The following is a 21,214-nucleotide window of genomic DNA, read 5'->3' on the forward strand; positions in this document are numbered from 1 at the left end:
GTTACTCAACCTCATCTGAAGGCTCGTTGTGGGGAGTGGAAGGTTCGGCGACCGCTCTCTTGTCGCCGTTGAACGCCTCCCACATCAGGCCCGGCTGGCGGGATGTTCCGGAGGCGGCCGGAGCGGCGGGGGTCGTGGGGGCCGCCAGGACGACCGGCTTGGGTACGGGCGACTCCCGTCGCCGTTGCGGAAGTCCGTTGGCGGTCTTCCTGACCTCGCCGGAGTCCGCGGCCGCTTCGTGCGCCGCCGTCCGCTGGGGCAGGATGGGGCCGCCCACACGCCTGCGGGCGGGCTCCTGGGCCCGCACGACGTGCTGGGGCACGGTGGTGATCAGGTTCCTGGGAACGAGCACGACGGCCCGTACGCCTCCGTAGGCGGAGGTGCGCAGGTGGACCTCGCAGCCGTGCTCGCGGGCCAGCCTGCTGACGACGGGCAGACCGAGCTGTGTCACCTCGCCCAGGCCCGCCAGGTGGATGCCCGACGCCGCTTGGGCCATGACGCGTTCGACGTGCTGCCGGACCTCTTCGGTGAGGCCGACGCCACGGTCCTCGATCTCGATCGCGATGCCGGAGGGCACCTCGCTCGCGGTCACCTCCACGGGGGTGTGCGGCGGCGAGAACGTCGTGGCGTTGTCGAGCAGTTCGGCGAGCAGATGGATCAGCGGCTCGGCTCCCGGGCCGACCACCGCCACTTCGGTCACCGCCTGCAGCTTCACCCGGGGGTAGTCCACGATGCGTGACATCGCTCCGCGCAGGACGTCGTAGAGCGGAATCGCCTTTGACCACTGGCGGCCGGGCCGCGCGTCGCCCAGGACCGCGATGCTGGCCGCCAGGCGGCCGATCAGCGCGTTGCGATGGTCGACGTCCTGCAGGCCGCGGGAGACCACGACATCCGTACCGTGGATGATCTGCATGGTGTGGAGGTCCTTGGCGAGCTGATGCACGATCGCCTGGACTCGGCGCGCGACCGCCACAAGTGCCCGCTGGGAGGCGTCCCTTGTGTTCTCCTCGGCCTCCACGGCTTCCAGGAGCGTCCGCAGGGCGCCCTTGAGGGCGTCGGTGAACTCGGGGTCGAGGTGTTCCCCGAAGCTGACGGCCTGCATGACCTCCGAGGAGGGATCGCCCCTGTGCAGTCGGGCGACGGCCGCGGGAAGGAGCTCTTCGGCGAGCCAGACGGTGGTGGCTCGCTGATCGGCCAGGCGCGAGATCAGCGCCGCCTCGCGTTCCGCGTGGTACTCGTCCGCCTCGGCCCGCGCCCGCGCGTGCCGGGCCGTCTCCGCAGCCAGCAGCCCGCGCGCCGCCGCGGCGGAGGTGATGACCGTCAGGACCACCGCGACGAGGCCACACCAGGCGAGCGGTGTCCGTATCTGTGCAGGGGAAAGGAGCAGCGCTATTACGGAGGCTCCGGCCAGAACTCCTGGCGGGAGCAGCCATACCCGGCCGACTACTTTTGGCCGGGGTCTGGAAATCACACCTGCACGAACCATCAGGGGGTCCCCATACAGTCTGAAATGAGCGGACTGAGGTGATGCGATGCACCGAATGGAACGACGGGCTTCATTCGGGCATGGACGCGTGCTCCGACGAGGGGCGCACTACAGCGTCCATGACTCGCTGTGAGCGCAGCGCAACACATCGGGGAGCATAGTCAGTTCGGGTTCGCCATGTGACATTGCCGAAAGGACAGCCTCCACCGGTCATTCCAGGCCCACAAAACGACGAATCGCCGCGCCGAATATGGAATGAACCGATCAGATTCTGGCGCTCCTCGCTCGCGTGTCCGGATGGAAAGCCGTTCCCGGTGTGAGGTCGCCCCTTGACGAACCGCGCGTGAAACGACGATGTGCTGGAAGGCGTCCAGGGACGCCTTCCAGCACATTCGTCTCGACGCGTCAGGCGGCGTCCGACGCGCCGGCTGTCTTCGCGTAGCGCACCAGGTTCGCGCCGGTCAGCGCGACCACGGCCACGGCGCTCAGCAAGGCTGCCGCCTTCGCCCAGGTGTACGTGAAGGCGAGCCCGCTGTTCTGTAGATCGACCATGCCGGCGCTCTCCAGGGCGTGGAGCACGATGACGCCGACCGCGAGCCCCGTGGCGGCGGCCCAGGCGATCATGGTGTCCGCCACCGCGAGCCATACGCCGCACAGCAGGCACAGCACGGTGACGACCACGGACAGCACCTCCGCCTGGCCGCCGGCGCGCAGTTCCGCGAGGTCCAGGGGCACGTGGACGAGTCCGCAGGCGAGCAGGGCGACCGCCGCCGGCCAGCGGAGAGCCGACCGCAGGCCCGAGGGGGCGGTGTGGCTGCCGGGACCCGAGGCCAGCGCGCCGTCCAGGGCGGCACCCGGCCACTGCGCGGAGTCTCGCGGCCGCTTCTGGGAAGCGGCGGCAGCGTCCTTGCCGGCCTTCGCCCTGTCCTCCTGGTCGCGCCTGGCCTTGCGCTCCTTGATCTCCGCGCCGGTGGGCTGCCAGTCGCTGCTGTCGGTTCCGAGGATGCTGACGAGCGCCACCACGTCCTCGATCGGCCGTCCCACGGCCGCGGCACGCAGCGTGGTCTCGGCCTGGTGGAGTTCGTACCCCGATGCCTTGAGCAGGGCGAGGAGCTGCCGCACTTCGTCCAGGGGGCGGGAGACGGCGGCTGCGCGCAGCGCCACGTCCGCGGGGCTGGAGACCTCTCCGGTCTCCTGGAGGCGCGCGACCAGCGACGCGACCTCCTCCACCGGGCGTTCGGTCGCTGCCGTCGACAGGAGGGTGTTTATCGCCTCGTCGCCGGTCTCGGACGTGTCCGGTACCTCCTCCGAGGCGGCCACCGGCGCCACTTCGGGAGCGGCGGCCTCTTCGGGAGCGGGGGCCTCTGCCGAAGCGGGGGCCTCTGCCGAAGCGGGGGCCTCTGCCGGAGCGGCGGCCTCTTCGGGAGCGGGGGCCTCTGCCGGAGCGGCGTCCTCTGCGGGAGCGGGGGCCTCTGCCGAAGCGGGGGCCTCCGCGGAGGGCATGGGCTCCGCGGAGGGCATGGGCTCCGCGGGGGCAGGGTGCTTCGCGGGGGGCGAGGGCTCCGCCGGGGTCGGCGCCTCCGAGAGGGTCGGGCGCTCCGCGCGTGCAGGGGTCAGTACGGGCGGCGAGGGCTCCGCGGGAGCAGGGGCTTCCGCGCGAGCAGGCGCCTCCGCGGAGGGCGAGGGCTCCGCGAGGGCAGGGGCCGGTGCGGGGGCAGGGGCTTCCGCGGGGGCAGGGGCTACCGCGGCCGGCGGGGGCTCCACGGGGGCAGGGGGCAACGGGGGGTGCGGGGGCGGAGCCGGATACAGGACGGGGACGGCGGATTCAGGGGAGGGGGCGAGAGCGGGCCCGGCGTTCCGTTCCCGGTCGTCTTCGGCCCGATTGCTGTGGAGGGGGTCGGGGATCATGTCGCGGGCTCCGTTCGTGGAACATCCGGTAGGCGTCCACCGTGGCTGACTCGTGAACGCCAGAAAGCACTCACTTGATGACAACTAGGGCGCAGGTTGTGACGCTGCGCCATCCGGGAACGGCCCTGCTGATCCGAGGGAGTGAAAACTACGTCCTGCCCGCCCGAAAGGACGGCTCCCCAATGCCCGAGGGCGTCATGTCACGCCTCGGTCGATGCCCACCACGTCATGCCGCGATGTCACGAGCCCTGGATACGCCGGAAAGGGTGCTCGGCCTCCAGCGCGAACGCGGCCTCCAGCAGCGTCCGCTCGCTGCCGGGGCGGCCGGACAGCATGACGCCGACGGGCAGCCCGTCCTCGGTCGCGCACGGGGCGGGCACCGAGATCGACGGGGTCCCGACCACGTTGTCGACGGGCGTGAACGCGACGTACGCGAGGATCCGGTCGATCAGCGTCGGGTACGGAACGGTGGGCCCGAGGTGACCGATCGGCGGCGTGGTGTGGGCGAGCACCGGGGAAAGGATGAGGTCGATCCCTCGGAACGCCGCCGCGTACGCCTCCCTCGTCCGCTTGAGCCTGCGCAGCACGCCCGGAGTGCGCCGCCATTGCTGGAGGTAGGTCTCCCGTAGCCCGCGGCTGAGGCCGTCCATGCGGTGCCGGTCGAAGTCGGCGCCCAGGGTCCGGCCCGTGGCGCCGATGAGGAACGACAGCAGACCCCAGTAGGTGAGGAAGTCGTCGGTGAAGCGGGGGTCGATCGCGATCTCCACCGGCTCCACGGTGTGACCCAGCCGTTCGAGCGTCGCCACGGTCTGCGTGACGGCCGACCGGGTGACGGGGTCGGAGCGGACACCGTTCGGCGAGTCCAGCAGGAAGCCGATGCGCAGCCGCCGCTCCGAGGGGCCCTCGACCCGCCCCACCGGCGGCAGCTTGGGGTTGCGCCAGTACGTCTCGGCGGCGGCGAGGAAGGCGGCGGAGTCCCGCACGGAACGGCTCACGATGCCGTCGGAGACGATGTCCAGCGGCAGTTGACGACTCTGGGCGTTCGCCAGGACCCGACCGCGGGTCGGCTTGAGTCCGACGAGTCCACAGCAGGCGGCGGGGATACGGATCGAGCCACCGCCGTCGTTGGCGTGGGCGATCGGCACCGCGCCGGCGGCGACGAGCGCCGCGCTGCCACCCGACGAACCGCCCGCCGAGTACCCCGTGTTCCACGGGTTGCACACGGGCTCGGCGCCGTCGTACTCCGTGGTCGGGCTGAACCCGAACTCGGGCAGCCGGGTCTTGCCCAGCACCGTGACGCCGCTGCTCAGGAACTGCCGGGCGAACGGCGCGTGCCGCCGCGCCGCCTTCGGGGTGAAGGCCGCGCTGCCATGACCGGTGGGCAGTCCCAGGTAGTCGGTGTTGTCCTTGACGAAGGTCGGTACCCCGGCGAAGACACCGCCCGTGCGGGTGACGGCCGCCGCCGGGAAGTCCGTGTCGGCCCGGTCGTCGGCGTAGGACTGGACCGCGTGGAGCCGTTCCTCGACCGCCCGGACCCGCTCGGCCGCGTCCCTCGCGACCTCGGCGGCACCGACGTCGCCGCGCCGGAGCGCCGCGGCGAGACCGACGGCGTCGTGATCCCCCAGGGCGTCGTCCCGGAAGGCGTGCACCCTGGTCCGCTCTTCGAACGTCGTCACCGCTGCCTCAGCCCCCGCGTGGTTGGTTGTTCCGCCATCATGGCCTACCGGTTGGTAACACGCGAGGGGTTCATCGTTCGGGGCTCGTTCGCACCGCTCAGAGCTCGGGCATGGACTCCACGCCGGCGAGGTGGAGGAAACGGTCCGGCAGGGCGCGCAGCCACTCGGCGCGTTCCGCTGCGATCTCCTTCAGCCGTGCGTGGTCGCTGCGGGCGACGAGGTGGCCCATGTAGCGCTCGTTGAAGTGGGCGTACTCCTGGTGCAGCGTGCGCAGCGCCTGCGCCACTCTGCGTTCGGGCGCGCCGGCGAGCCGCGCGAGCGGCGTGATGTGTTGTTTCCAGCGGCCTTCGACGGCCTGCCGGAGCAGGCCGTCGAGTTCACTCGCCTGACCGATGACGCGCAGCAGTTCGGCCGGTTCGAGACCGAGGGCGTCGGCGAGGAACAGGGTCTGCCGGTCGGTTCCGCTCCAGGTGTGGTCGTTCTCGGCGCGGGCGTAGGAGTGTGGGTCCATGCCGATGCGCTGGGCCAGCCGCTCCGCGCTGAAGTGCCTGGCCAGGCGATACTCACGCAGAGACCGAGGCTGCAGGCCCATGAGCTCCGGTACGGGGCACCACAGGGCGTCCGCCAGCGCGAAGAGTTCGGTCTCCGAAGGCGCCACCGCCCCCGACTCCCAGGACAGGACGGTCTGCACCAGGCGGCGCACCCCCAACTGGGCCATGGATGCCACGACCTGTTGCGGGGTCAGGCCGATGCGGAGACGGGCGGCCCGGGCCTGGGCGGGAGAGAACGGGGGGTGGGACACGTGCGGATCACCTCGGTGGGTGGCTCCGCGGAGCCGTGGGCTCCGCGGAGCGGAAACGGGGTCAGCGGGCCGTGGCGGTCTGAGGGCCTGCCCCGTCGTCGTACGCGGCCAGACCGTCCCAGTCGATCGCCTCGCGTGCGCGGCGCCGCTCGAACACGTGGAAGAACAGGTTCAGCAGGACCGCCGTCAACGTACCCAGGGTGATGCCGCTGCCGAGGACGGCCCGTACCTCCGTCGGCATGCGCTCGAAGAACGGTGCGACGGCGGTCGGGAGCATCGCGGCACCGAGACTGGCGGCCAGGATGATGGAGTTGCGTTCCTCCCTCAGGTCGACCTTGCCGAGGATCTGGATGCCGACGGTGGCGACCATGCCGAACATCACGACGGCCGCCGCGCCGAGCACGGGATGCGGCACGGAGGCGACGACCGCGCCGGCCTTCGGCACCAGGCCGAGAAGAATCATGAAGACACCGGCCGCGACCACGACGAACCGGCTGGTGACGCGGGAGATCCGGACCAGTCCGATGTTCTCGGCGAACGCCACGTACGGGAAGGAGTTGAGCACGCCGCCGAGCACGGTGGCGACGCCGTCGGCCCGCAGCGCACGGCTGACCGTGTCACCGTCGACCTTCCGGCCGGTGATCTCGCCCATGGCGTACACGTCTCCGGTGGTCTCCACCACGGTGATGAGCATGACGACGACCATCGCCAGCATGGGGAAGATCGAGAAGTGCGGCATTCCGTAGTGGAAGGGTGTGCTGACGCCGAGCCAGGCGGCCTCGTCCACCGCCCCGAGGTCGGCGTCGCCGAGCAGCCAGGCGACGGCGGTTCCGCCGACCAGTCCGAGCAGGACGGCGATGCTGCGCAGGAACGGGCCGCCGAACCGGACCACCAGCAGGATGAACAGGAGCGTCCCGCCCGCGTACGCCAGGTGGACGGGGTCTCCGAAGCCGGGCCCGCCGAGCAGTGCCGAACCGCCGCCGACGTCCTGGAGCGCCACCGGGATGAGGACGATACCGATGACCGTGAGGAGGGTGCCGGTGACGATCGGGGGGAAGTACGCGGTCAGGCGCCCGGCGAACGGGGCGAAGAGGAAGGCCGCGAGACCACCGGTGATCACGGCGCCGTAGACGACCAGCAGCCCGGCGGTGCCACCGCCCGCTCCCTGACCGATGGCGATCATGGGCGAGACGGCCGTGAAGGTCGCGCCCTGGACGAGCGGCAGCCGGGCTCCGATCCGCCAGAAGCCCCACGCCTGGATGATGGTGGCGATGCCCGCCGTGACCAGGTCGGCGTTGATGAGGTAGACGAGCTCCTGCCGCGAGAGCCCGAGGCTGTTGCCGAGGATCACCGGTACGAGCACGGCACCGGCGTAGAACGCCAGGACGTGCTGGAATCCGTAGAGCGCGAGGGTGGGATACGGGAGGACCTCGTCCACCGGGTGCGCGGTGGTGCGGGGTCGTCGGCGCGAGGCCAGTGGTGCCATCTCTGCCTTGCCTTGAGGGTAGGTGAATGAGAAGGGGCGCGACGCGGGTCGCGCAGGGAACCTCGACGGTCGTCCGGGCGGCCGCGCGGATCAGGCGGTTCACCGGCTGGCGGCACGGGGTTGCCGGTGCGCGGCCAGGCGTCCAGACATGGAGGCATGAGGGTGCCCAGGGCGAGAAGGCCCGGGCCGAACACAGATACTTACGGACGGGCAGGGCGCCACGCAAGACAAAGAGCCATGCTTTTTTAAGCAAAACCCTTCGGTAACTATTGAATCGATGGTCGTGAGCCGTCTTAGTTGCGGATTTCGTTGCGGGCCACAACGAACCCCTACGCCACTCTCCCTGCCGCACCTCGCGCGTGCAGGAGGGTGACCGCCGAGGCCTTGGCCACGGCCACAGGGTTGAGGAAGCGGAGCGGCCCGATCAGGCGGGACGCGAAGAGGTGCATGTGCCGCGCGAGCGACGCATCGCGCGCCGCCGCCGAGAACATCAGCCGTTCCATGGGGTTGAACGGACGCGCCGTGGCGAAGTCCGCCGCCAGGTACTGGTGACCGCTCAGGCGGCGACGGTGTCTGCGTGCGTACGCCGCGAGCGACCTGTCGAGGTCGCCCTGACCGGCGGCGGCCGCGGCGACCGCCTCCGTCAGCCATTGCGCGGACTCCAGAGCCCACCCGCACCCCACGCCCCACAGGGGATCGCCGGTCAGGGCGGCGTCACCGATGAGCGCGACGCCCGGTGCGATCGGCCTGCGGCTCCGCAGCGGGTGGTCGACCAGGCCGATGATCTTCGAGATGCGCTGGGCGGAGTCGATGGGCGGTGCCTCGGGCAACGCGCGGACGAACGCGAGGAAGCTGCCCTCCGGGTCTTCCCGGAAGGCCGGCAGCCGCTTCTTGTCCGGAACCACCGCGAGGACCGTCACCCCGTCGTCGTTCGGAAACGCGTACGCCATGTCCGGTTCGAGGAACCATGTCTGGCCGATCCCGCCGTGCAGCGGAAGGCCGCGGAAGTGCGCGAGATAGGCGAACCGCGCGTTCTCGTGCACGCGAGCGGGCACACCGGCGTACTTCGCCACGGCCGAGTCCTTGCCGTCGGCGCCCACCACGAGGCGGGCCCGGATCTCACGCTCACCCCGCGGTGTCGACACGCGCACCCCGACGGTCCGCCCGGCTTCCTGGAGCAGTCCGGTCACCTTGTGGCCGAGGAGCAGTTCGACGCCCGAGGTCTCGGCCGCGTGCGACCTGATCAGCGGGTCGAGCGTGCTGCGCCGGACGTTGTACCCGTACGGGAGCTCGGGGCCCGCAGGCGCGGCCTTCGGTTCGATCCATCCCCAACGGGTGTACCAGCGGGCGTCGTTGCGCGGGGCCCCCGCCTTCTCGAGAGCGGGGACGAGGCCCAGTTCGTCCAGCACCGGGTAGGCGTTGGCCGTGATGGAGTGGGTGCACAGCACCTTGTACGCCGCAGGGTCCGAGCGTCGCTCCAGCAGGGCGACGCGGACACCGCGTCGAGCGAGCAAGGTCGCCGCGGCACTGCCGGCGAGACTGGCTCCGCCGATGACGACGTCGTAGTCGTGTCCCGCGCTCTCAGGACTGCTCATTGCCGATCGCTCCCTTCGGGGCCGTGCGGAGGAGTGCTGCGGTGCGGAGTGGCGGAAGAGAGGTGGGGTGCTCTCTCAGCCGGTGTGGAGGATCCGGAAGCGGTCGGGCTCCGAGGGGTCCCGATCGACGACGCCGATGGGCGCCCACGCCCATTGCCACACGCTGATGCCCGGCGTGCGGGAGAACCGGATCGGCCCCCGGGTGCCCTCGACCGTCACGTGCGGCCATGACCGCGCGATGGCCGCCCGGTCCGGGCCGGAGGAACGCAGCACCTCGGCGAGGACGGTGACGGCGTCCCAGCCCTCGAAGGCGACGAAGGAGGGCGCTTCGCCGAGCCGGTCGCCGAGTTCCTTGCCCACGCGTTCGCCGAGGGGACCGAGGCGTTCGGGCAGGTAGCGCAGGAAGGGGATCCCGGCGCCGCCCTCGCCCAGGGTCGCGGCCCATTCGGCGAACTCCGGCTGTCCGGCGGGGGCGCCGATCAGGAGGTCCGCGAGCCGCCGGTCGCCCCGGACGGCCCTGACGATGGGCACCGCCGGTTCCGGATGACCGACCAGCAGGAGGAGCGCCGTCGCGTCGTGCTCGACGAGCGCGTCGCACAGGGCCTTCGGGGTGAGCGCGTTCGCGTCGAGCTCGACGACCGTGCCGCCCCGGGAAGCGAGGTGGTTCCGCAGAATGCGGGTCCCCGACGCCCAGTAGACGCTCGGCTGGGTCGCCACGGCGATCCGGTGCCGGCCCGCGCCCAGGAGGAAGTCCGCGTAGATCCGCCAGCCGCGCGACTGGGCCGGGGGCAGGCGCGCCACCCAGTCCGTCGGCTCCTCGGTGAGCTCGTCGAGCACCGCGGACGAGCAGAGGAACAGTACGCCGAGGGCGTCGGCCCGTGCGGCGGCGGCGCGGGCGACGACGCTGTGGTACTCCCCCACGACGGCGGCCACGCCCAGGCCGGCCAGTTCGTCCACGGCCGCCGCGGCCCGCTCCGGATCGGCCGCGGTGTCCCGGACCAGCAACTCCAGCGGTCTGCCGTCGATCCCGCCGGTGTTGTTGATCTCATGGACCGCCAGGTCGAGCCCTGCGAGCAGATGCCGTCCCGCCTCCACCCAGCCAGGCCGTGTCAGCGGGACGAGGGCGCCCAGGAGGACGGGTGCCCCGTCCGTGTGCTCCGCTGCGGACGGCGAGGGTGGCGTGGACATCGGGTGCGTCTCCTCTGGGACAAGGCGGTCGTGGCGCGCCCGGACGAAGCCGGACCGCCTGGCGAACCGGCAGCCTCTCAGCCGAACGGAGCATGCGGCAACAGGCAATGTTCCGGGTGGACATCTCCCGGTACGGGCGACGGGCCCGCGGCCGTGTCCGTCCGTGGATCCGCCGACCGACGCGTCTACGGTTTGTCAGGTCCCGGATAGGGTGCCCCGGACGAGACGTACACGGGTGGGCGGGGCGGACATGACACTGCGGGAGGGGGATCCGCGGGCGATCGGCGGGTATGTCCTGATCGCCCGGCTGGGGTCCGGCGGGATGGGGACGGTGTACTCCGGGCGGGCCGCTTCAGGGCGGCTCGTGGCCGTGAAGCTGGTGCATCAGCAGTTCGCCGACGACCCGGAGTTCCGCACCCGGTTCCGGCAGGAAGTGGTGGCCGCCCGGCGGGTGAGTGGGGCCTTCACCGCCGCGGTGGTGGATGCCGACCCCGACGCCGAGCGGCCCTGGATGGCCACCGAGCTGGTGCCGGGGCAGACGTTGGGCGCGCGGGTGAAGGCCGACGGGCCACTGCGCGGGGCCGCGCTGCGGGTCCTGGCGTTGGGACTGGTGGAGGCGCTGCGCGAGCTGCACAACACCGGGGTGATCCACCGCGATCTGAAGCCGGACAACGTCCTGTTGACGGACGACGGGCCGCGGGTCATCGACTTCGGGATCTCACGGGCGGCCGGGCAGCAGACGCTGACGTCGACCGGGCAGATCCTGGGAACGCCGCCGTACATGTCGCCGGAGCAACTGTCGACTCCGGCACGGGTCCGGGCGTCGTCGGACGTGTTCTCGCTAGGGTCGGTGCTGGTGTTCGCGGCGACCGGACGGGGGCCCTTCGACGCGGACTCGCACTACATGACGGCCTACCGCGTGGTGTCGGATCCACCGGACATCGGGGCGCTGACCGATTCGCTGCGGGCCGTGGTCGAAACGTGCCTGGCCAAGGAGGAGGCCGCCCGGCCGGGGCCGGACGAGCTGCTGGCCGCGCTGGTGAAGATCCCGGAAGCCGACTGGGAGACACCGCTGCGCGAGGGCGGAGAGCGGAGCGAGGAGCCGGACGAGGGTCGTGGCGGGGACACCGGTCGCGGCGTCGACGACGAGACCGGCTCGCGGGGCGGCTCGGATGGTTCCGCACAGCTCCGTACGGTCGAGTCCGAGACCGACAGTGATCCAGCCGCGGCGAACTCGACGGCCGGCCCGGCAGGTTCGGCCGCGAACGGCGGGGGCACCGCCGCTGGTGGCACGGCAGGAGCAGCCGCCGCGCCCCGGAAGGGGTCCGAGCGCTCGACCGGGTTCCAGGAGTCCGGGCCGCCGACCGGGCCGGTCGGGGACGTGGCCGCCCCGCGGCGGCGGTCCCTGCGGCGCTCGCTGCTCGCCGGGGCGCTCGTGGCTTCGCTGCTGGCCGGCGGCGGGACCTACCTGTGGCTCGCGGGGCCCGACGGCCCCCGGGACGACGCGAAGGCCCCCGGTGCGTCCGCCGGTCCCCCCACCAAGGCCCCCGGCGGGCGTACGCCCTCCCGGCCGCCCCTCACCGGAACGCTCGCCCCGTACGTGGCCATGGACGGCGGCAGCCCGGCCGGCAACGGTGCCTACGCGGACGCGCCCTCCCGGCGCCCGGCCCGCTGGCGGGCCTGGAGCGTCACGGAGGACATGGGGTCCTGCGTGTACGCGGACTCCTCGCTGGTGTGTACGGCGCCCGGCCCCGACCGTTCGGGCGACGTGCTCAGCCGGTTCGACGCGGCGACCGGCGAGCCGCTGTGGGGCCAGCTGCTGGAGGATGTCGTGGACGGGCAAGGCCCGTTGGTGGCCCCCGGAGCGGTCGCCGGGACCCACACCGTGATCGTGCTCGGCAGTGACGGGTTCACCGCGGTCGACCTCGCCGACGGCGCCCCCCGGTGGGAGTCGCGCACGAAGGAGAAGCTGCGGCGGCCGGTCCTCGACGCGGACGGCAGCCGGGTGTTCGCGGTCGGCGCGTCCGGCACGGTCACCGCACTGGAGACCCGGTACGGCAAGGTCCTGTGGCAGCAGACGGTGTCCGGGGCCGGGGACGCGTACCCGGCGCTGCGGGTGGCCGCCGACCGGGTGTACGTACAGGGGCGGTCGGCGAACGCCGACACGGGGTCCCCGAGCTTCGTGACCGCCCTCGACGGTGCCACCGGGGAGAAGCTGCCGTTCGGGACCGCCCAGGACGGCACCCGGTTCGCGATGCCCGGAAGGTGCGTGGACCACGGGCTGACGCTGGCCCAGGAAGAGTCCGACGCGACGGTCTTCCTCTGCGACAAGGAGGACGGCAGGGGTGTGTTGCGCGGAGATCCGGGGAGGCGGCGGACCATGGACATCCCCCATGGCGGGACGACGCTGTCGGCCCCGGCCGCGGCCGGGGACAGGCTGTACGTGACGGCGACCGAGCCGGGGGGCGAACCGGCCTTCATGGAGCTGGACCAGCAGTCCGGCGGAGCCGTGTGGCGGGTTCCGCTGGCGCCGGAGTGTGCCGACCCGGAGCGCCCGAAGGCGGCGAACGCGGTGGTGGTGACCGACGGGCTCGCGTACGTGCGGTGCCGGACCTCGGGGGTGGTGATCGACCTGGCCTCCCGCCGGCAGACCGGCCGCTTCACCGTCCCGGGCGGCGTCCGCGCGAAGCCCGACGGCCCGTCCGGCTTCCTGGTGGTGGGCGGCGTGGTCTTCACACCGACCGCCAAGGGCTGGTCCGCCGTCGAACCCGAGCCGGTCTCCCCCACGTGACGGGGTAGAAGAGCAGCATGGACAGCACCCTCTGGCTCATCGTGGCCGCGGTTCTCCTGCTCGTCGTGGCCGGGCTCGCGGCCGTTCTGCTCGTACGCGTCTTCCAGGCTCGCCGGGTGCTGGTGGACGCCGGCGTTCCCCTGCAGTCCAAGGCCTTGTTCTGGGCGGCGGTGGTCTACACGGTCTCACCGATCGACCTGATCCCGGACCCGGTCTACCTGGACGACATCGGCGTGCTCCTGGTGGCCCTTCGAGCGCTGCACTCGGCGGCCGCCAGGAGCGGGCCGGGCCTGCCGCCACGTCAGTGACGGTGGGCACCGCGGGAGTCCCCCGCCGCCGGTTGCTCCCCGTCCGCCGGATCCGCCGCCTTGTGGGCCCCGTGGTCCCCGTGGCCCGGGACCGTTCCGTCCGGCTTGGCCACCAGGAAGAGGCCGGCCATGCCCATGTCGGAGTGGCTCTGGACGTGGCAGTGGTACATCCAGGCACCCGCCCCGACGTGCTCCCCCGCGATGATCTGGAACCCGAACGAGTCCGCGGGCCCGGTGATCTTGTTGTCGACGACCCGGCTGACGTCCTCCGGGCCGGCCAGGAGGCCGGTCCGGTTGTCGGCCCAGCGGTGACCGTGCATGTGGAACGTGTGGTAGTACTCGCCGTGCGTGATCATGACGATCTCCACCCGGTCACCCACCGTGGCGAGGAAGTTGGGCGGATCGGCGGCGGGCCGGTTGTTGATCGTCATGTCGTTGAAGACGATGGTGAACTGCTTGTCCGGGAGGATGTCGCCCTTGCGGCGCACCACCAAGGCGCCGTACAGGCCCTTGCGGATGCCTCCGGTGCCATGGTCCGTGCCCACGACATGGTCGTGGTAGTGCCAGTACCCGGCACTGCCGGGACGCCAGGTGCCGTCAGGGCGGCGGCCGGGGGCATGGGTACGCCAGGTGTACGTGCGGGTGGCGCCCGGTTCGACGTGGCTGCCGCTCATCCTCGTACCGTCGTTGTCGATGTCGTAGTCGACGCCGTGCGGGTGGAGGCTCACGGGGACGTCCATCAGGTTCTCGAACTCGATGTGGAGGGTGTCCCCCTCGTTGAGCTCGATCAGCGGGCCAGGCACGGTCGCCTTGCCCTTCTCCGAGCCGTACGCCATTCGCCCGTCGGCCAACTTCTCCGCGTACAGCTTGAGATGGCGTATCTGCCCGCCCGCAGGGGCAGTTCTCACAGTGGCGGCCGTGACGGCCGTGCCGGATGCGGCACTTGAGGCGGAGGGAAGAGACAACGATGTCACGCCGGTCGCGGCGACGGCTCCGCCCGCGAGCAGGCGACGGTTGAAGCTGCGTCTGTCCATGTCGAACTCTCCGGTCTTCGGTGGAGATTGACGGGTGCGGAGCCCCTGGGGACGGCCCACACGGTAGCGGGACGGCTGTTGTTTATCCACATCCAGGACAAAGTCGGTCCGGTTGCGGTCATAGCCCTTGGCGAACCGTGCAAAGAGGTCTAGCTTCAACGGCTGTTGTTGTGACCTCAGAGGGATGGGTGACCCATGAAGCGCACACCACATCACCGGTCGAGATCAAGAACAGGCCTTGCCATGGCGGCACTTGGGGCGGGAGCCCTGACGGCCTCCCTGCTCGGCGGAGATCCCGCCTCGGCCAGACCGTATCCGGATCCCCCGTCGGCCACGGTGTCGACAACGTTGTCTCTCCCGTCGCCGCCAGGGGGCGCCAACGTACGGGTACTCGTCTTCCACGGGTCGGCGACGGCGGAGTCGCCGACGGTCGACGCGGGCATCGCGGCCGTCGAGAGCATCGGGCTGACCGGGCCGACCGCCGGGCGCTTCCGCACGGAGGCCACCGACGACCCGGCCGTCTTCACCGACGCCCGGCGGCTCGGCCGCTTCAACGCGGTGATGTTCCTGACCGGGGGCGGCGATGTGCTCGACCCGGAGCAGGAGGCGGGCCTGGAGGCCTACATGGAGGCGGGCGGCGGGTTCGTCGGCGTCCACGAGGCCGCCCGCACCGAGCCGTACTCCTCCTGGTTCACCGGCCTGCTCGGCGCACGGCCGACGGGCGCGCCGAGCGGCACGCAGCGCGCGGTGGTGGAGGTGGGCGACCGGCAGCACCCGGCCACCAAGTCCCTCCCCCTGGAGTGGAAGCGGCCCGACAAGTGGTTCAACTGGGATCGCAACCCGTCGGGCACCGTGCACACCGTGGCGCGGGTCCGGGAGGCCTCGTACCAGCCGGCGGCCAGGCCGAACGGCTGGGACCACCCGGTGTCCTGGTGCCGTGACTACGACGGCGGCCGGTCCTTCTACACCGCCATGGGCGGCACCGTCGACAGCTACGCCGAGACCGACTTCCGCGACCATCTGCGCGGCGCGATCGCCTGGACCGCCCGCATCTCCCAGGCGGACTGCAAGGCGACCATCGACGCCAACTACGCGGCCGAGCGCGTCACCAGGCCCAACCAGCCCGGACAGAACGACCAGATCGGCGAGCCGCACGGCCTGGTCGCCGCTCCCGACGGGCGGATCCTGTACATCGGCCGCGGCGGCGCCGACGCGAGCGTGCCGGTGGTCACCGACTGGAACAACCCGGACATCGGCAAGGGAAACGGCGAGATCCACGTCTACGACCCGAGGACCAAGCAGGTCACGAAGGCCGGTGCGCTCACCGTCTTCGGCAACAAGGGCGGCGGCGACGAGCTCGTCAAGAACGAGGAGGGGCTGCTCGGCATCGAGCTGGACCCCGACTTCATGGCCAACGGCTGGGTCTACCTCCACTACACACCGCACTCCCGTATCGACCGGGACACTCACATGGGCGAGCGGAGGGTCTCCCGCTTCACCCTCGACCTCGCGACGAACAGGCTCGACCTGGCGAGCGAGAAGGTGTTGCTGAGCTGGCCGGTCCAGATCCACAGCTGCTGTCACGCCGGCGGCGGGATGGCCTGGGACTCCAAGGGCAACCTCTACATCGCCACCGGGGACACCAACTCCTCCGGATCCAGCAGCGGTTACTCGGGCAACAACCCGGCACCGAACTTCAAGGGCGTCTCCTTCGCGGACGCGCGCCGCACCTCCGGGAACACCAACAACCTCAATGGCAAGATCCTGCGGATCCACCCGGAGGACGACGGCACCTACACCCTCCCCGAGGGCAACCTGTTCACGGGCGAGGAGACGGACGAGGGCGGCGGCAAGACCCGCGGCGAGATCTACGTGATGGGTGTGCGCAACCCCGCGCGCATCTCGGTCGACAGGAAGACCGACATCCTCTACGCGGGCTGGGTCGGCCCCGACGCGGGTGCGCCGTCGACGACCTGGGGTCCGGCCAAGTACGACACGTTCGCCGCGATCACCAAGGCGGGCAACCATGGCTGGCCGTACTGCATGGGCAACAAGCAGCCCTACCGGGACCGCAACCTGCCCGATCCGAGCGTGCCGCTGGGCTGGTACGACTGCGACGCGCCGAAGAACGAGTCGCCGAACAACGACGGCCTCGTGAACCTGCCGCCGGTGACGGCGAACACCATCTGGTACTCGCCCCAGGGCGGCGGCGTGGACTACCCGAGGGACGCGAACGGCGTGCCGAGCTACAAGCAGGAGGAGCAGAAGCTGCTGCTGCCGTGGCTCAAGGGCGGCGGGCAGGCGACCATGAACGGGCCGCTGTACCGCTTCGACGCGGCGAGCGACTCGACGGTCAAGTGGCCGTCGTACTGGGACGGCAAGTGGTTCGTCGGTGACTTCTACGACGGGGACCAGCCGCGGCACGCCGTGCTGACCGATCCGAGGACGGTCGGCAAGGGTGGCCTGCCGGTGCACGCCGAGTCCCTGAAGAAGATCGTCCCGGTCGGACAGGGCGGCATCCGCAACCTGATGGACTGGAAGTTCGCCCCCGACGGTTCGCTGTACGTCCTCGACTACGGGCGGGGCTTCTTCACCTCGCACCCCGACTCCGCGCTGTGGCGCGTGACCTACAAGGGCGGCGGGCCCACCCCGGCCGCGGACCAGCTGGCACGGAAGGCGGCGCGGTGACCATGCGACACAGAGGCATGAGGCCGAGAGGCGTGGGGCGGAGAGGGCCCGGCCTGTGGGCGGCCCTGCTGGCCGCCGTGGCGATGGTCGTGGGACTGACCTCGGCGTCGGCCCACGACAGGACCGACGACGGAGTACGGGGCGACGGGCCGTCCGCCGCGGCCCAGGTGCTGACCTGGAAGGCGGGCGACCCGATCGACCGCTACCTGGAGTTCCCCACCACGGCGGTGGCCGGCCCGACGACCATCGTCTTCGAGAACAGCACGGCGAGCGGCAACACGACCGGCATGCCGCACACCCTGACGTTCGACGTCTCCGACCCCGAGTACAACAACGACGTCCCGCTCAACATCCTGGCCAACCCGAACGACGCGAACGGCGGCCGGCACACGGCCGAGGTGACGCTGACCCCGGGCCGGTACCTCTTCAAGTGCACGATCCCGGGCCACGGTCAGATGCAGGGCATCCTCACCGTCACCGAGGGCACCGGCGAGGACACCACCGCGCCGGAGACGACCGCGAAGGTCGAGGGGGACCGTAACGCCGACGGCGCGTACGTCGGCCAGGCGACGGTCACGCTCGGCGCGACGGACGCCGGGTCGGGGGTCGACAGGATCGAGTACGCGGTCGGCGCCGACGGGCCGTGGCAGCCGTACACCGTCCCGGTCGTCGTCGACCAGGTCGGGGCGCACACGATCCGCTACCGGGCGAGCGACAAGGCGGGCAACACGGCCGCCGAGAAGACCGCCGCGTTCACGGTCGTCGCCCCGCCCACCGACGACACGACGGCGCCGGAGACCTCGGCGACCGTGACCGGCGAACAGGACGACCAGGGCCGCTATCTCGACATGGCCACGGTGACGGTGACCGCGTCCGACACCGGCTCGGGCGTCAACACCATCGAGTACGCGATCGGCGACGGCGCCTGGCAGCCTTACACCGCACCCGTGATGGTGCATCAGGCGGGCGCCCACACCGTCCGCTACAAGGCGGCGGACAAGGCCGGGAACATGGCCGCCGAGAAGTCGGTCGCGTTCACGGTGGTGACCCAGCCCGATCCGGACACCACCGCCCCTGAGGCCGCCGCCACCGTCGCGGGCGTACGCAACTCCGACGGCGCGTACATCACCAGCGCCACGGTCACGCTCTCGGCGACCGACGCGGACTCGGGCGTCGAGCGGATCGAGTACTCGCTCGACGGCGGCCCCTACCTCGCGTACACCACCGCGGTGATCGTCGACCGCGTCGGCCACCACACGGTGCTGTACCGGGCGACGGACAAGGCGGGCAACACGTCCACCGCCAGGAGCGTCGTCTTCACCGTCGCCGAGGGAGGCGGTGTGCCGGCGCCCAACTGCCCGGAGTTCGACGAGCGGTTGACGGTGATCGTCGGGACGGTCGACACGGGTGTCCCGAACCGGATGACGAACAGCCGCTGCACCATCAACGAACTCATCGAGGACGAGAAGGACTGGTCGTCGCACGCGCTGTTCCTCAAGCACGTCGACACGGTGGTCGACCGGCTGCTCGCCGACGGTGTCATCGACACCCGCGAACACCGGAAGATCTACCGCGCCGCCAAGCAGTCGGGCATCGGCAAGCCGGGCCAGACCGAGGGCTACCGCGATCTGTTCGACGGCACCGAGGCCACGTTCTCCCAGTGGCAGCACGTCGGTGGCGGCAGGTTCGCGCTGAGCGGGGACGGGGCGATGACCAGCAGCACCACGGTGCCGGGCATGGGCATGCTGTGGTTCCCGCAGCGGCAGTACGGCGACTTCTCGCTCAAGCTCCAGTGGCGCGACGACGCCCCCGGCGCCGGCAACGCCAACGGCGGTGTCTTCGTGCGCTTCCCGAACGTCCACGACAACCCCGAGGAGACCCGTCCGGAGTGGGTCGCCATCAAGTACGGCCATGAGATCCAGGTCCTCGACCGGCCCGACGGCGACATGTACAAGTCCGGCTCGGTCTACGGCTTCGACCGGGTGGGCCTCGCCGGCGCGGGTGTGACGTCCAAGGGCACCTGGAACGACTACGAGATCCGCGTGGAGGGCCAGCACTACTCGGTCTTCCGCAACGGCAAGCTGATCAACGAGTTCGACAACACCGGTGGCCAGGTCTTCCAGCCGCCGCGTGCCGACGACCCGGGCACCGACGGTCGGCGCTACGCCTCCGGCTACATCGGCCTCCAGGTCCACGGCACGACGGACGTCATCTCCTACCGCAACATCCGGGTGAAGGAGCTGTAGTCGGTGCGGGGCCCCTCTCCCGGCGGAGGAGAGGGGCCGCGCGCTCCTCAGGACGTCAGGTTCTGCTCCGCCCACACCACCTTGCCGGTCACGGTGCGGCAGGAGCCCCATCGGCGGCAGAGCATGTTGATGAGCTGCAGGCCCCGGCCGCCCTCGTCGCTGAGGTCCGCGTGCTGGATCTGGGGAAGGTCCGGGCCGGTGTCCGAAACCTCCACGACGAGCCGTTCGCCGCGCAGGAGCCGGAGCCGGCCGGGGCCGTTGCCGTACCGCAGCGCGTTGCCGACGAGTTCCGAGACGACGAGTTCGCAGACGTCGGCGAGCTCCGCCAGGTCCCAGGCGGCCAGCTGGTCGGTGACCAGGCCCCGGGCGACGGACGCGGCGCGTCCTCCTTGCGGCAGCTGCCACTCGCGCAGCTCGGCGGGGGTGCCCGGGGCGGTCGTCGCGACGAGCAGCACGGCCTCGTCGAAGCGCGGGGCGTCGGCAGGGGCGCGCTCCGTCAGGCCCCCGCGTGCGAGCGCCTCGGGTGTCAGGTCGCGCGCCGCCGCCCGCAGGCGCTCCAGCTGGCGGTCCAGGTCCGCGCGGCGGGACTTGACGAGGCCGTCGCTGTACATGACCAGATGCCCGCCCGCCGGGACCTTCAGCCGGATCGGGTCGTACGGGATCACCCCCGCGCCGAGCGGCGCACCGATCGGTACGTCGACGAACGCGGCGGCCCCCTGTCCGTCGAGGAGCAGCGGCGGCAGGTGCCCGGCGCTGGCCAGCGTGTAGGTGGAGTCGCCCGGGTCGAAGACCGCGCACAGGAAGGTGGCGACCTGCTCGTCCTCCAGGTCACGCGTGGCGAGGTCGAGCCGTGCGAGCACGCGCTCGGGCGCCATGTCCAGGGTCATCAGGGTGCGGGCGACCGCCCGCAGGCGTCCCATGGTCGCGGCGGCGGGCAGCCCGTGGCCCATGACGTCGCCGACCATGAGGGCCGTACGGCCGCCGGGCAGGGCCATGACGTCGTACCAGTCGCCGCCCACGCCGTGGTGGGCCGTCGAGGGCGCGTACTCGGCGTGCACGCGCAGCCCCGGCGTCACGGGGGTCGCGCGCGGCAGCAGGCTGCGCTGCAGCGACACGACGTGCTCACGCTCACGCCCGTACAGCCGGGCGTTGTCGATGTAGACGGCGGCCTGGGAGGCGAGCTGCTCCGCGAGTGCGAGGTCCGTGGAGGAGAACGGTGGTGTTCCGGGGCCGCGGACGAAGTCCGCGCTGCCGAGCAGCAGCCCGCGGGCGATCAGCGGCACGGCCAGGTAGCTGTGCACGCCGGCGGCGCGCATCTTGGCCGCGGCGCTCTGAGTCGGCGCGACCCTGAGGAAGTCGGCGTCCCGCATGCGGCTCACGAGCACCGGCCTGCCCTGCCGCAGGCAGTAGCGGTGGAGCAGCGTCTCGTGGGCCTGCTCGCTGCGGACGAAGGTCTCGCCGACCGGGGTGGGCTCCAGGGAGGACAGCTTCTCGACGGCGCACAGGGCCGTGGCCCGCAGGAGCGGGACGCCCGTGCCGGTCCACCGTGCGCCTTCGTCGCCCCGCAGGACGCTCTCCAGGATGTCGACGGCGGCCCCGTCGGCGAAGCCGGGCACGGTGAACTCGGCCAGCTCCTGGGCGGTGCGCTCCAGGTCCAGCGTGGTGCCGATCCTGGAGCCCGCGGTATTCAGCCAGGCGAGCCGGCCGCGTGTGGTGATCCGGTCGAGGGGAACCTCACCCGCTCCCAGGCCGAGCCGCGTGCGGGCACGGGCCGAGCGGTGCGCCGCTGTGCCTCTGCCCGCCGAGGCGCGGCGCGTCAGGCGCCGTCTCCCGTTACCGCCGTTCACTCTTTCGGCCTCCAGACAGGAATTCGACCGCTGTTGGAGCCCAGCATGCACCTCTTTCCGGCCGATCGGGTCGATCTCGGCCGGGCAGCGGTCGACGAGCCCGAAATCGGTGAGCCGGCGAGTGTGAGCCGACCGCCGCCGGGGCGGCCTCCGCCGCCT

Annotated in this window: 13 protein-coding genes; 4 read left to right on the forward strand and 9 right to left on the reverse strand. The window is 71.6% G+C overall.

What is annotated here, in order from left to right:
* Position 1: 1 nt before the first annotated feature.
* The 7 genes from ACWF79_RS26470 to ACWF79_RS26500 form a co-directional block, all read right to left on the reverse strand.
* Positions 2-1,330, reverse strand: coding sequence for a sensor histidine kinase (locus ACWF79_RS26470; RefSeq protein WP_453730650.1), 1,329 nt, complete (start codon positions 1,328-1,330; stop codon positions 2-4).
* Between the two features lie 561 nt (positions 1,331-1,891).
* Positions 1,892-2,806 (reverse strand): hypothetical protein, encoded by a 915-nt coding sequence (locus ACWF79_RS26475; RefSeq protein WP_453730651.1) that lies wholly within the window; start codon positions 2,804-2,806, stop codon positions 1,892-1,894.
* Positions 2,807-3,633: 827 nt separating this feature from the next.
* The gene (locus ACWF79_RS26480) at positions 3,634-5,070 is read right to left on the reverse strand and encodes an amidase (protein WP_453730652.1); all 1,437 of its coding nucleotides are present in this window, start codon (positions 5,068-5,070) and stop codon (positions 3,634-3,636) included.
* A gap of 97 nt (positions 5,071-5,167) precedes the next feature.
* A complete protein-coding gene (locus tag ACWF79_RS26485; protein ID WP_453730653.1) occupies positions 5,168-5,872 on the reverse strand; it encodes a transcriptional regulator in 705 nt (234 codons plus the stop codon).
* Between the two features lie 61 nt (positions 5,873-5,933).
* Positions 5,934-7,358 carry a nucleobase:cation symporter-2 family protein gene (locus tag ACWF79_RS26490; RefSeq protein WP_453730654.1) on the reverse strand — a complete coding sequence of 475 codons (1,425 nt, stop codon included), beginning with the start codon at positions 7,356-7,358 and terminating at the stop codon, positions 5,934-5,936.
* A 329-nt stretch (positions 7,359-7,687) separates the two neighbouring features.
* Positions 7,688-8,953: an NAD(P)/FAD-dependent oxidoreductase gene (locus tag ACWF79_RS26495; protein ID WP_453730655.1), complete on the reverse strand. Its 1,266-nt coding sequence runs from the start codon at positions 8,951-8,953 to the stop codon at positions 7,688-7,690.
* 75 nt (positions 8,954-9,028) lie between these two features.
* The gene (locus ACWF79_RS26500) at positions 9,029-10,141 is read right to left on the reverse strand and encodes an ABC transporter substrate-binding protein (RefSeq protein ID WP_453730656.1); all 1,113 of its coding nucleotides are present in this window, start codon (positions 10,139-10,141) and stop codon (positions 9,029-9,031) included.
* Between the two features lie 250 nt (positions 10,142-10,391).
* Here ACWF79_RS26500 and ACWF79_RS26505 point away from each other — a divergent pair, with 250 nt between their 5' ends.
* Both ACWF79_RS26505 and ACWF79_RS26510 read left to right on the forward strand, forming a co-directional pair.
* The gene (locus tag ACWF79_RS26505) at positions 10,392-12,932 is read left to right on the forward strand and encodes a protein kinase domain-containing protein (RefSeq protein WP_453730657.1); all 2,541 of its coding nucleotides are present in this window, start codon (positions 10,392-10,394) and stop codon (positions 12,930-12,932) included.
* 17 nt (positions 12,933-12,949) lie between these two features.
* A complete protein-coding gene (locus ACWF79_RS26510) occupies positions 12,950-13,240 on the forward strand; it encodes a YkvA family protein (protein WP_453730658.1) in 291 nt (96 codons plus the stop codon).
* Here the strand turns inward: ACWF79_RS26510 and ACWF79_RS26515 are convergent.
* Positions 13,234-14,274: a multicopper oxidase domain-containing protein gene (locus ACWF79_RS26515; RefSeq protein WP_453730662.1), complete on the reverse strand. Its 1,041-nt coding sequence runs from the start codon at positions 14,272-14,274 to the stop codon at positions 13,234-13,236. The genes ACWF79_RS26510 and ACWF79_RS26515 overlap by 7 nt on opposite strands.
* A gap of 195 nt (positions 14,275-14,469) precedes the next feature.
* On the opposite strand from ACWF79_RS26515, the gene ACWF79_RS26520 reads away from it, so the two are divergent.
* The gene (locus ACWF79_RS26520) at positions 14,470-16,962 is read left to right on the forward strand and encodes a ThuA domain-containing protein (RefSeq protein ID WP_453730659.1); all 2,493 of its coding nucleotides are present in this window, start codon (positions 14,470-14,472) and stop codon (positions 16,960-16,962) included.
* Positions 16,963-16,964: 2 nt separating this feature from the next.
* A complete protein-coding gene (locus ACWF79_RS26525) occupies positions 16,965-19,208 on the forward strand; it encodes an OmpL47-type beta-barrel domain-containing protein (protein ID WP_453730660.1) in 2,244 nt (747 codons plus the stop codon).
* Between the two features lie 47 nt (positions 19,209-19,255).
* On the opposite strand, the gene ACWF79_RS26530 is transcribed toward ACWF79_RS26525, so the two are convergent.
* A complete protein-coding gene (locus tag ACWF79_RS26530) occupies positions 19,256-21,055 on the reverse strand; it encodes an ATP-binding SpoIIE family protein phosphatase (RefSeq protein WP_453730661.1) in 1,800 nt (599 codons plus the stop codon).
* Positions 21,056-21,214 lie beyond the last annotated feature (159 nt).

Source organism: Streptomyces sp. NPDC054975 (assembly GCF_053609105.1).